The organism is Microvirga subterranea, assembly GCF_003350535.1.
GTDB classification, from domain to species: domain Bacteria; phylum Pseudomonadota; class Alphaproteobacteria; order Rhizobiales; family Beijerinckiaceae; genus Microvirga; species Microvirga subterranea.
In genome coordinates this window covers 306,757-316,965 of the sequence record NZ_QQBB01000007.1, presented here as the reverse complement: position 1 = coordinate 316,965, position 10,209 = coordinate 306,757, and the positions used below count along the sequence as shown (strand labels likewise).

The 10,209-nt window shown below is 63.5% G+C and carries 14 protein-coding genes and 1 tRNA gene; 6 read left to right on the top strand and 9 right to left on the bottom strand.

The window, feature by feature from the left end:
• Positions 1 to 377: 377 nt before the first annotated feature.
• From DES45_RS25415 to DES45_RS18980, 6 genes are all read right to left on the bottom strand, one after another.
• Positions 378 to 566, bottom strand: a complete 189-nt coding sequence (locus tag DES45_RS25415; RefSeq protein WP_147282449.1) for a hypothetical protein — start codon at positions 564 to 566, stop codon at positions 378 to 380.
• A 183-nt stretch (positions 567 to 749) separates the two neighbouring features.
• Positions 750 to 1,148 (bottom strand): YbaN family protein, encoded by a 399-nt coding sequence (locus DES45_RS19000; protein WP_114771593.1) that lies wholly within the window; start codon positions 1,146 to 1,148, stop codon positions 750 to 752.
• A gap of 50 nt (positions 1,149 to 1,198) precedes the next feature.
• Positions 1,199 to 1,585 (bottom strand): DUF6455 family protein, encoded by a 387-nt coding sequence (locus DES45_RS18995; protein ID WP_114771592.1) that lies wholly within the window; start codon positions 1,583 to 1,585, stop codon positions 1,199 to 1,201.
• Positions 1,586 to 1,711: 126 nt separating this feature from the next.
• Positions 1,712 to 2,626, bottom strand: coding sequence for an MYG1 family protein (locus DES45_RS18990; protein ID WP_210210236.1), 915 nt, complete (start codon positions 2,624 to 2,626; stop codon positions 1,712 to 1,714).
• A 165-nt stretch (positions 2,627 to 2,791) separates the two neighbouring features.
• Positions 2,792 to 2,866 (bottom strand) — tRNA-Gly (locus tag DES45_RS18985).
• A 62-nt stretch (positions 2,867 to 2,928) separates the two neighbouring features.
• Positions 2,929 to 3,621, bottom strand: coding sequence for a phosphodiester glycosidase family protein (locus DES45_RS18980; protein ID WP_245571796.1), 693 nt, complete (start codon positions 3,619 to 3,621; stop codon positions 2,929 to 2,931).
• Between the two features lie 205 nt (positions 3,622 to 3,826).
• On the opposite strand from DES45_RS18980, the gene DES45_RS18975 reads away from it, so the two are divergent.
• The 6 genes from DES45_RS18975 to DES45_RS18950 all read left to right on the top strand — a co-directional run bounded on the left by DES45_RS18975 (position 3,827) and on the right by DES45_RS18950 (position 7,855).
• Positions 3,827 to 4,081 carry a hypothetical protein gene (locus tag DES45_RS18975; protein WP_114771590.1) on the top strand — a complete coding sequence of 85 codons (255 nt, stop codon included), beginning with the start codon at positions 3,827 to 3,829 and terminating at the stop codon, positions 4,079 to 4,081.
• Between the two features lie 92 nt (positions 4,082 to 4,173).
• Complete coding sequence (locus DES45_RS18970; RefSeq protein ID WP_114771589.1) at positions 4,174 to 4,725, top strand: sigma-70 family RNA polymerase sigma factor; 552 nt, start codon at positions 4,174 to 4,176, stop codon at positions 4,723 to 4,725.
• A complete protein-coding gene (locus tag DES45_RS18965; RefSeq protein ID WP_114771588.1) occupies positions 4,718 to 5,482 on the top strand; it encodes an anti-sigma factor family protein in 765 nt (254 codons plus the stop codon). Before DES45_RS18970 ends, DES45_RS18965 begins: the two co-directional genes overlap by 8 nt.
• A gap of 22 nt (positions 5,483 to 5,504) precedes the next feature.
• Positions 5,505 to 6,221, top strand: a complete 717-nt coding sequence (locus DES45_RS18960) for a Bax inhibitor-1/YccA family protein (RefSeq protein WP_114771587.1) — start codon at positions 5,505 to 5,507, stop codon at positions 6,219 to 6,221.
• A 152-nt stretch (positions 6,222 to 6,373) separates the two neighbouring features.
• Complete coding sequence (locus tag DES45_RS18955; RefSeq protein ID WP_114771586.1) at positions 6,374 to 7,039, top strand: exopolysaccharide biosynthesis protein; 666 nt, start codon at positions 6,374 to 6,376, stop codon at positions 7,037 to 7,039.
• Between the two features lie 51 nt (positions 7,040 to 7,090).
• Positions 7,091 to 7,855: a TerC family protein gene (locus DES45_RS18950; protein ID WP_114771585.1), complete on the top strand. Its 765-nt coding sequence runs from the start codon at positions 7,091 to 7,093 to the stop codon at positions 7,853 to 7,855.
• A gap of 85 nt (positions 7,856 to 7,940) precedes the next feature.
• On the opposite strand, the gene DES45_RS18945 is transcribed toward DES45_RS18950, so the two are convergent.
• From DES45_RS18945 to DES45_RS18935, 3 genes are read right to left on the bottom strand one after another with little or no spacing between them, the layout of a single operon-like run.
• Positions 7,941 to 8,645 carry a fumarylacetoacetate hydrolase family protein gene (locus tag DES45_RS18945; protein ID WP_114771622.1) on the bottom strand — a complete coding sequence of 235 codons (705 nt, stop codon included), beginning with the start codon at positions 8,643 to 8,645 and terminating at the stop codon, positions 7,941 to 7,943.
• Positions 8,645 to 9,397: an ABC transporter permease gene (locus tag DES45_RS18940; protein ID WP_114771584.1), complete on the bottom strand. Its 753-nt coding sequence runs from the start codon at positions 9,395 to 9,397 to the stop codon at positions 8,645 to 8,647. Before DES45_RS18940 ends, DES45_RS18945 begins: the two co-directional genes overlap by 1 nt.
• A gap of 10 nt (positions 9,398 to 9,407) precedes the next feature.
• A complete protein-coding gene (locus DES45_RS18935; RefSeq protein WP_114771583.1) occupies positions 9,408 to 10,208 on the bottom strand; it encodes an ABC transporter ATP-binding protein in 801 nt (266 codons plus the stop codon).
• Position 10,209 lies beyond the last annotated feature (1 nt).

Sequence of the window (10,209 nt, the reverse complement as noted above, 5' to 3'; positions counted from 1 at the left end):
ATCTGGTCGATGTCTCTCAAAACAGCCCCGAAGGACCGTCCGCAAGGACACCGCCGCCTGCGCTTCTCTCTCTCGTCTTCACTTGTCAAAGAGCAACCGCCTCACCAGGAGACGAAAATTCGCCGGACCAGCAGAAACCCCACCCGGAAACTCCGAGAAAGGAAGTCAGCTTGTCCGTAGGAGATCTCAGCGCAAAGCCCATCAGAACCGCGCCGCCGATGAACCCGATATAAGTTCATCAATCCCCAGTGTCAAGCGCCTCATCGCGTTATTTTCGAGAGAGGCGATCAACCCTCAAAGCGGTCTTGGTCAGCGACCCTTTCCTCTTCGAGGCCGGCTTCGAACCACTCAGTGGCCCGCCGCCGATGAATGAGTGTCTACAGTAGTCGTTCCGTACCGTCAACACCCTTTTCGATTTTTTCTTCCGCAGAACGAGTATTTTTCTGCATCGATTCTTCATAGGCAAGCACGAACGACCGCAGAAACGAGGTGTTTCTACGGTTCTTCTTGGCCAATACCAGTAGTTGACTGGAAACGGCCGCCAATTTGTTCGTCAGAGGAGCCATTGCGTGACCTCGAACACTTCGGGTCCGGCTCATGCCGTCGTCGGAGCGCGGGGCGCTCCGACGTTTCCCCGAGCCACGCAACGAACCTTCCGGAAGCCGGCAGGGTCGGTTGGATCTGGGGATGAAGCTCGCCTGGAGTGGAACCCGGCGGGGCTGCGGATATGTCCATTGCGGATTGGTTTGTCAACTTCCTTTTGCGACTTTCGTCGGGTTCGAGCATTCGCAAGCGCGTGGGATCGGGCGCGTGACGAGGTAGAGCGCGACACTCCCCATGCTGAGGCCCGCAATGGCAGGTACGACCGGGCCATTGCTCAGCCAGACGGTCGCTCCGAACGAGGAGGCGAGCATTGTCAGAGCCAGGCCCTTGGACCGGCGGGAGATTGCCCTTTGATCGCGCCACGTCGTCAGCAGGGGCCCGAACGAGGGATGAGCATAGAGCCGGTCGGCTGTGGCGGGATTGGAACGGGCGAAGCACCAAACCGCCAGCAGCAGAAAGGGAGTGGTCGGCAGGAGCGGCAGGAAGACGCCTAGAGCGGCCAACGCGATGCTGCCGTAGCCGAGGCAGAGTTGGACGCGACGCATGCTCAGACTCCTCCACCCTGGGGCCGCTACCGGGAGGCCGTAAGAAGGCGTCACGCAGAAGCAGCTGGCCCTTTCCGCATATCCCGAAGGGTCTCCGCGTTAAGACAGTACTCTGCGTAAGCGGCCGGAGCCTGCTCGCGGACAAGTTCCTGGCGGCAGCGCGCCTTCTCCATGCATTCGGAGCAGACGAGCGTCATGTCCCGCATGAGGGCTGGCTGTTCAAGCTCTATCGCACGCGGATCAAGGGAAAGAGCAGCCATGAGGCGGGGCAGTTCTGCGGCAGCGTCAGGTCCGCGTGCCGCTAAGTTGCTCAGCAACTCCTCGGAAACCCCGATATCGCGGGCAAGGGCCTGCCGCTCGCTGGCGTCCAGAGCCTCCCATTCGCGCGCCACCACCCGCCTTTCCTGCCACTGCCTGATCATCGATGCCAAAGTCATGAGAGCGCCTCCGTCGTGTCCGACAAGAGTGCAGCAGCCCCGAAGGCCGATCATTGATCCAGCGCAAGCGTCGAAGAAGCTCCGGCCTGGCCAAGGCTTGGCGTCGCTTCGGTCTTCCCGACCGGCCTACCCCTGCGCCAAGGCGATGGCCTGAGCCGCAAGGCCGATTGCGGATTCCCTGGAGCGGGCGCCACAGATGAAGCCGCTGGGATGGCAGAACACCCCGTCCGTAATGCCGGCGGCCTCCGAAAAGGCCTTGTCTTGAAGGCCTCGCCACGCCTCCGGAAGGGACAAACGCTGGCCGAACGAGCTCGGCTCGGGGGGGATAGCCCGGCAGTACCAGGCACCTCGATCCTCGCTCGGATAGATGACGAACAGCGCCTCGTTTAAATTACCCTCGTAGACCGCCTTCTCCCATGGAAGCTTGCGATCGAGCACGATGATGCGCCGATCCGGAGACTGCTTGGCCGCGGCCAGCACCATTGCGGCGGCACGCTCCGACGCAAGCGCCTGACGGCAGGCGCGGCTCAGGATCCCCTTTGCGGTCTCGGCGGCCTCCCGGAAGGCTTCGTCATAGGTCTGCAGGCTGTCCCACGCCGGATTAAAGGCCTCGATCAGCAGCGCCAGATGGCCCGGCCCGGCGGGACCGATGCCATTGTCGGCCTGATCGATGAGCAGGATCAGCTCCTCGTCGATGGTCTGCCAGACGGCACCGATCGCCTCATCGCCGATTCCCGGCACCAGGCCCGGGAGAGCAGCCCGGCCGAAATCCCGCCAGATCAGCCCCACGGAGCTATAGGGAGTCCCATCGGGGCGCCGCGGCAAGTCCCGCATGTGGTGGTCGTAGCGGCGGCGGTCGGCGTCGTAGATACCGCCGACGTCGAAGACCAGATCGGCCTGCGCGATCACCTGCGCGTCGCGGCTGCGGACGAGATCGATGTCCCCCAAGGCAGTCTGCAGGACCGCGAACGCGAAGACGTCATCGGCGTGGAACTGTCCGCTATGGGTGACAACCTTCATCTTCTCCGCCACGCCAGCCACTGACCGCCTGCTCCTTCAAGGCCGCTTCGGCTCCCCGCCTTCCGGCCGCCCGGATCACGGACGACAGCCCGGTGAGGGAAAGCCTGACCGGAAACCCGGCTCTTCCAGTCGTCAAGGCCGGCTCGAGGAGCCGACGCGACAGATCCACGTAAATTCCAGGAAAGTTGGAGCGGGCGATGGGAATCGAACCCACGACATTCAGCTTGGGAAGCTGACGTTCTACCTCTGAACTACACCCGCGATGTCGCAACCTTACAACGCCTTCAGGGCGGTTCGTCAAGCCCGGGGATCGGCAGGCCGCCTCAACGGCGCGGCAGGATGCCGATGATGGGGCCCAAAGGGAGTAGACCGTCCCGCCGGTTCAACTCGGGCGAATAGAGGCTTGAGATGCTGCCATCGAGGAACAGCGCATTGGAACATCCAAGCTCATCCCTGAACAGGCTCGCGAACTCATGAAACGTCACCGGCTGGTTGGAAATGGCGAAGACGGCGACATTCCGGCCTCGGACGCCGACGCCGTTGCGAATCTTGCGGGACGTGCCCTGCTCCGAGATCTTGGGGTGGATCTTGCCGTCGATGACCAGCATCGGCCCCGACTGGGTGGCGAAGTCCGCCCTAACCTTCTGACGCACATAGCGGCCCGTTTCCATGACACCTGCCTGCTGCCCCCTCACATAGAAGATGCCGTTCGGCTTCATGTGGAAGTTGCCGGGTCCCGCAGCCGTGTTCACGCGCTTCATTTCCTGCGCGCCCTCCACATAGAGTCCGACAGGCGCGAGCGCCTCGTCGTACATCCCTGCGTTCATGGCGAAGACGAGCCCCGCCCCTTCGGGAGAATCCAGCAGACGGCTGAACGATCCGAATGCCTGCCCATCGGCACCGCGCCAGAACAGCCTGACCTGATGCTGCCGCAGATCGACCGTGCAAACGGCAAACTCCCCTCCCCGATGGGAAACGGTGCGGCAGAGAGGCTCCCGGGCCTGCGCCGCGGCCATGGAAGTCGGCAGCATGAATATTGCAATGAGCAGAAAAATTCTTGTGAGGTACGGCATAAGGTCTCCCGGTCGCCCAACTCGCGCAGGCGGTGTCTCACACATGGCGGCGCATATGCCGGCGTCGAGCCCTCTTGCAGAAGGGGCACGTCATCAACACATCGCGAGGGAAGCGACAATCGCCGCGAACATCATTATTTAGAAGGCCATGTACAAACTCTATCCGCTCTGGGGCTCGCCGATCAGGATGATTCTCCTGGTCCTTGCCGGTCTTGCCGTCGTGGCCTTTGCGTTCTTCACGCTCGCCGTCCTGCTTCCGATCGCCCTCGTTGCCGGCATCGCGCTGCATTTCTACGTCCGGCACCGCCTTCGCAAGGCTCAGCGCCAAACGCCGCGTCAGCCTCAGAGGTCTGCCCAGGGCGAGGTGATCGAGGTCGAGTATACGGTGATCGAGCGTCGCTAGGGGCAGAGAGGCTTTCGGGGCGCACGATCTCCCGGCCTCAAAAAAGAGCACGAGCGACGGATTAACCCGCCCGATCTCTCCGTATACGAAGCATGAGAGACGGCAAACGCATGGACGTGATTGGTCTGCTGGGCCCTTTGCGGCGCTATGCCAGGTCGCTGACGCGTGACGAAAGTCAGGCGGAGGACCTGGTTCAGGACGCCCTTGTTCGCGCGTATGAGCGGCGCGGCACGTTCCGTCCGGACGGCAACCTGCGGGGCTGGCTTCTCTCCATCCTCCACAATACCTTCATCGACGACCGGCGGCGTCACGCAGCGGAAGCGCGCCGGACCCAGCATCTGGCGGAGCAGATCGAGGCTTCGGCTCCAGCCGACCAGGAGGCCCGGGTCAGGCTCCAGCAGGTCCAGCAGGCGTTTCTCGGGCTGCCCGACGAACAGCGGGCCGCCCTCCACCTCGTGGCCATCGAGGGCCTCTCCTATCAGGAGGCTGCCGCCACCCTCGATATTCCGATCGGCACCCTGATGTCGCGCCTCGGGCGCGCACGCGCGGCGCTGCGCGCCTTCGAGGCCGGCCACGAGTTGCCGGGAGCCGTCTCGGGCAAGTTCCGTCCCAACCTCCGCATCGTAGGAGGCTCCCGTGAGTAGCCCCATTACCGAAACCGATCTCCTGGCCTATGTCGACGATCAGGTCGACGTCGCCCGCCGGATCGAGATCGAGGATTATCTGGCACGCAATCCCGAAGCTGCCGCGCAGGTCATGGCCGATCTGAAGATCCGGGACGCCTTGCGGCTTTCCATGGCGGACGATCTTCCTCGTCCGCCGGAGGCGATGTTCGAGGCGGCCGGTCGTCTCGAGCGTGGCCTCGCGTGGCGTGAACTCGGCCTGAAGCTGCGCCGGGTGGCAGCCGTGGTCACGCTCGTCGGCTTGGGCTGGTTCGCTCACTCACAGGTCGGGCTCTTCGAAATCGCGGACAGCGCCGCGTCCCCGAAGCTGCCCGCCTTCGTCGAGGATGCACTCCATTCGCACAACACAGCCCTCATTCGCGCCAGCATGGCGTCGCAACCCGTCGCGGCCAACTACGACCGCGCCGAGATCGTCGGCGCGACGGGAATCGAGCTGCCGCCGCTGCCGAAGGACTGGCGCGTCGTCGACGTCCAGGTTTTCCCGTCACGGGACGGCCACAGCGTCGAGATGGTCATCGAGACGAAGAATCTCGGCCGCCTGTCGCTCTTCGCCGCCCAGGTCTCGGCCTTCCACGTGATCGCCCCGACGACGGCGCGCTTCGACACGACAAGCGCGGTCTACTGGCAGACCGGGCAATTGGCGTACGCACTCACCGGAACGGCGAGCGAGAGCGCCATGAAACGCGTGGCGCTGGCGCTCGCCCCTAACCTTCAATAACCCGCATCAGAAGGACCATTCGATGAATACACCCTATGCCTGGCAGACCGCCACGACCCGCGCGAGCGGCGCCATCTTCGACGAGGGCCTACGCCAGCACATGCTGCGCGTCTACAACTACATGGGCATCGGCCTGGTTCTGACCGGCCTGGTGGCCTTCGTGGTCGCCTCGACGCCCGCACTCTATGTTCCGATCTTTCAGACCCCGCTCAAATGGGTCGTGATGCTGGCCCCGCTGGCTTTCGTGTTCTTCTTTTCCTTCCGGATGAGCACGATGACGGCGGCGACTGCCCAGATGGCCTTCTGGGCTTTCTGCGCCGTGATGGGGCTGTCGCTCGCCTCGGTGTTCCTCGTCTTCACCGGAACCAGCATCGCCCGCACGTTCTTCATCACGGCCGCGATGTTCGGCGCCACAAGCCTCTTCGGCTACACGACCAAGCGCGACCTTTCGAAGTTCGGCTCTTTCCTCATCATGGGCCTGATCGGCATCGTGATCGCATCGCTCGTGAATCTGTTCATCGGCTCGAGCGCACTGCAGTTCGCGATCTCGATCATCGGCGTCCTCGTGTTCACGGGACTGACCGCCTATGACACGCAGTCGATCAAGGAGCAGTATGCCGAAGCGCATGGGCACGAGACGAACACCAAGATGGCCGTCTTCGGCGCCCTCTCCCTCTATCTCAACTTCGTCAACCTCTTCCAGCTGCTGCTCAGCCTGACCGGCCAGCGGGAAGAGTAAGGCCTGCGGGAGAGGCCATCGGCGGCGATCACGCTGAAGGTGGCGAAATCCGCTGCGGCAGACCGGCTGCCCCCCTGCCCCGGGCGGCCGGTCTTTCGCGTCTGAGCAGCGTGTGCCAGAGTATCGTTAGCCGTTACCCCGAGACACCATCGATGTCCGAACCTGCAGGCTCCCTTGAGATTGCACCGCCAGACGAGGGCGCGAATGGATCGCGGCGACGGTTCTCCGAAGTTCTCGAGGATCTGGCGTCCCGCCCGTCGTCCTCGATCAGCGTCGCGGACGTTCTGAACGCGTTCGGAGACAAGGCCTTCGGCGCCCTGATGCTGATGTTCGCGGCGCCGAACATCCTGCCGTTGCCGCCCGGCACGTCTGCCGTCCTCGGGGCGCCGCTCCTGTTCGTGACCGCCCAGTTGATGATGGGGCGGCCCTCTCTTTGGATGCCGAAGGTGATTTGCGAGCGCGGGATCCCGCGTGACGCCTTCTCCACCCTGACATCGAAGTTGACGCCGCTTCTCCAGCGCTCCGAGCGCTACCTGAAGCCCCGCCTGACCGGTCTGCTGAGCCCGGCGGCTGAGAGGATCGTCGGGGCGCTCTGCCTCCTTCTGGCGATCATTCTGTTTCTTCCGATTCCCTTCGGAAATATTCCGCCGGCCCTCGCCATCTCAGCCTTCGCACTCGCCATCCTCGAACGCGATGGGGTGGCGGCACTGCTCGGCTGGGTCGTGGCGGCCGGCAGCCTGCTGATCCTCGCCGCCATCTCCTCGGCGATCGTGGCAGGCGTGACCGCTTTCTTCAACCAGCTTTGGCTTCTCTTTTAGCAATGAGGTGTCGTTCGCTCTTACGCAGCGGCCACGCCAAAGGAACAACACATGGACTTCTCTTGGATCTCTGATCCGACGGCTCTCGTCGCACTGGCAACCCTCGTGGTGATGGAGGTGGTGCTCGGCATCGACAACCTCATCTTCATCTCGATCCTCACCAACAAGCTGCCGGAGCACCAGCGGTCGAAGGCGCGCCGCATCGGCATCGGATTGGCCCTGATCCTCCGTCTGGGGCTTCTTGGCACCATCGCGATCATCGTCACCCTGACGGAGCCGATCTTCACCCTGTTCGGGCACGCCTTCTCCTGGCGCGACCTGATCCTGATCGGCGGTGGTCTCTTCCTGGTCTGGAAGGCCACCAAGGAGATCCATCACAACGTCGACCCGTCGCCATCCGACGATGTGTTCGACACGGCGAAAGCCACCATGACCTTCGGGGCCGCGATCACGCAGATCCTGCTGCTCGATCTCGTCTTTTCCCTCGACAGCATCATTACGGCGGTCGGCATGACCGACGTGGTCATGATCATGGTGATCGCGGTGGTGGTTGCAGTGACCGTGATGCTGCTGGCCGCAAACCCGCTCGCCACCTTCATCCACAACAACCCGACAGTGGTGATGCTCGCCCTCGGCTTCCTTCTGATGATCGGCATGACCCTGATCGCCGAGGGCTTCGGGGCCCATGTGCCGAAGGGCTACATCTACGCCGCCATGGCCTTCTCGGCTCTCATCGAGGGTCTCAACATGCTCTCGCGCCGCGCCAAGCGACGGAAGGCCGAGGTGAATGCCAAGGCGCCTGCGCGGCGGGCCTGACCTCCCCGGACGGCAAAAGGGCCGCGCATCATGCGCGGCCCTTTCGATGGGAGCGCCGCTAGCGCCCCATAATTTCCGTTTCGGATCAGACCACCCGGACCTCGATCCTGCCGACACCCTCGACATAGCCTTCGAGCACGTCGCCACGGACGACCGCGCCGACGCCGGCGGGGGTTCCGGTCATGATGATGTCGCCCGGCTGGAGAGTGAACAGACCGGACAGGTAGGAGATCATCTCCGGCACCTTCCAGATCAGCTGATTGAGGTCGCCCGTCTGGCGGACCTCGCCGTTCACCTTCAGCGAGACCTCACCCTCGGCCGGGTGGCCGATCTCGCTCGCGGGCACCAGCGGGCCGCAGGGAGCCGAAGCCTCGAACGCCTTGCCGACCTCCCACGGACGACCCAGCTTCTTCGCCTCGCCCTGAAGGTCGCGGCGGGTCATGTCGAGGCCGACGCCGTAACCGAACACGTGTTCGAGGGCGCTTTCGACCGGGATATTGGAGCCGCCCTTGCCGAGTGCCACGACCATCTCGATCTCGTGGTGAACGTCGGAGCTCTTGCTCGGATAGGGAAAATTGCCGTCGGTGACGATATTGTCGGGGTTCTTCTGGAAGAAGAAGGGCGGCTCCTTGGAGGGGTCGTGCCCCATCTCGATCGCATGCTCGGCATAGTTGCGCCCCACGCAATAGACCCGATGGATCGGGAACAGCTTGTCGCTGCCCTGCACCGGCAGGGTGGGAACCGGCAGCGGCTGCACAACGTAGCCGGCCATGGAGATAGGCGCATTCATCATCTTACTCCTGCGTAGTAATCGACTTTTTTCTCGATGTGTTCGATGGCCGCCGACATCAGCATCGCCGCAGCGAAGAGGATGATCGTCAAAGCCCAGAAGTTCTCCATGTCGAAGCTGCGCGAATAGAGTTCGAACAGCTCGCCATATCCGATGATCGAAACCAGAAGCTGGCCGATCACCACGCCCTTTACGCCGCGGACCAGCCCCAGTCGAATCCCCGCGAGGATTTCCGGGAGGGCCGCAAGGAGAACGATCTTGCTGTAGAGGGCGAAAGTCGAGGCGCCGTAGCTGCGCCCCATCTCGATGAGCGAGTTCGGCACATGACGGATGCCGGCTCGCGTGTCCAGAACGATGATCCAGACCGCGAAGAGGAAGACGGTGACGACGACGGTCGTCTCCCCCATGCCGAACAGAATCATCAGCACCGGGACCAGGGCCGAGAGCGGTGCGCTCACGAAGATGTTGACCCAGATCCCGAAGAGGTCGTCGACCGCCTTGAAGCGCCCCATCAGCACGCCCAGGGTGACGCCGACCACGATGGCGAAGGCCATGCCGACCACGAAGCTGTGGAGCGTGATCAGCGCCGCCGCCTGCCATGTCTGCGTCTGCACCATCGTCACGGCCGCGGCCAGGACGCTGGACAGCGGCGGCACCAGGAACATGGCCCCGGACTGGCCGACCAGCTCCCAAAGGATGCACCAGACGATGAGGGATGCCATCATCGGCACCCGATACCCGAAGAGAGTCATGGCAGCCTCCTCAATCCACGTAGTGCTTGAGGCCTTGCCAGATCTCCTCGACGGTATCGAGGTAGCCCTGGTCGCGGCGGATCGCGTCGGGAGAAGCCGTGCGGTCGATCTTGGGCTCGATGATCTGCGACACCCGTCCGGGACGTCGGGACAGGAGCACGATCCGATCGGAGACATACACGGCCTCTTCGATGCTGTGCGTCACGAAGATGAACGTCTTGCGCTCCTTCTCGACGAGGCGCAGCAGGTCTTCCTGGAACTTGCGCCTGTTCTGCTCGTCGACGGCCGAGAAGGGCTCGTCGAGGAGCAGGACCTCCGCATTGACCGCAAAGGCACGGGCAAGGCCCACGCGCTGGCGCATGCCGCCGGAGAGTTCGTGCGGGTATTTGTCCTCGAAGCCCGAGAGACCTACCTCGGCGATGTACTTGGCCGCGATCGACTGGCGCTCCGCCTTGCCCATGCCCTTCAGCTCCAGGCCGAAGGCGACGTTGCGCATCACGGTTGCCCACGGCATCAGCGCGAAGTCCTGGAACACGAAGGCGCGTTCGGGGCCGGGTCCCGTCACCGGGCGGCCGTTCACCCGCACCTCGCCGGCTGACGGCTCGATGAGGCCCGCGATGATCTTGAGCAGAGTGGTCTTGCCGCAGCCTGACGGGCCGAGAAGCGTCGTCAGCTTGCCGCGGGGAAAGTCGAGATCGATGTTGCGCAGGGCTTCGACCTCTCCGTACTTCTTGCAGATACCCCGGACCTCGACCACGGCATCAGCGGGCACGTCCTTCTCGATGTTGAACACGGCATCGGACATCGTCATG

What these genes read in the sequence shown, in the direction of transcription:
- DES45_RS25415 (WP_147282449.1), bottom strand. Translation starts at nt 566, where the DNA reads ATGGCTCCTCTGACGAACAAATTGGCGGCCGTTTCCAGTCAACTACTG.
- DES45_RS19000 (WP_114771593.1), bottom strand. Translation starts at nt 1,148, where the DNA reads ATGCGTCGCGTCCAACTCTGCCTCGGCTACGGCAGCATCGCGTTGGCC.
- DES45_RS18995 (WP_114771592.1), bottom strand. Translation starts at nt 1,585, where the DNA reads ATGACTTTGGCATCGATGATCAGGCAGTGGCAGGAAAGGCGGGTGGTG.
- DES45_RS18980 (WP_245571796.1), bottom strand. Translation starts at nt 3,621, where the DNA reads ATGGCCGCGGCGCAGGCCCGGGAGCCTCTCTGCCGCACCGTTTCCCAT.
- DES45_RS18975 (WP_114771590.1), top strand. Translation starts at nt 3,827, where the DNA reads ATGTACAAACTCTATCCGCTCTGGGGCTCGCCGATCAGGATGATTCTC.
- DES45_RS18970 (WP_114771589.1), top strand. Translation starts at nt 4,174, where the DNA reads ATGAGAGACGGCAAACGCATGGACGTGATTGGTCTGCTGGGCCCTTTG.
- DES45_RS18960 (WP_114771587.1), top strand. Translation starts at nt 5,505, where the DNA reads ATGAATACACCCTATGCCTGGCAGACCGCCACGACCCGCGCGAGCGGC.
- DES45_RS18955 (WP_114771586.1), top strand. Translation starts at nt 6,374, where the DNA reads ATGTCCGAACCTGCAGGCTCCCTTGAGATTGCACCGCCAGACGAGGGC.
- DES45_RS18950 (WP_114771585.1), top strand. Translation starts at nt 7,091, where the DNA reads ATGGACTTCTCTTGGATCTCTGATCCGACGGCTCTCGTCGCACTGGCA.
- DES45_RS18945 (WP_114771622.1), bottom strand. Translation starts at nt 8,645, where the DNA reads ATGAATGCGCCTATCTCCATGGCCGGCTACGTTGTGCAGCCGCTGCCG.
- DES45_RS18940 (WP_114771584.1), bottom strand. Translation starts at nt 9,397, where the DNA reads ATGACTCTCTTCGGGTATCGGGTGCCGATGATGGCATCCCTCATCGTC.
- DES45_RS18935 (WP_114771583.1), bottom strand. Translation starts at nt 10,208, where the DNA reads ATGACGATGTCCGATGCCGTGTTCAACATCGAGAAGGACGTGCCCGCT.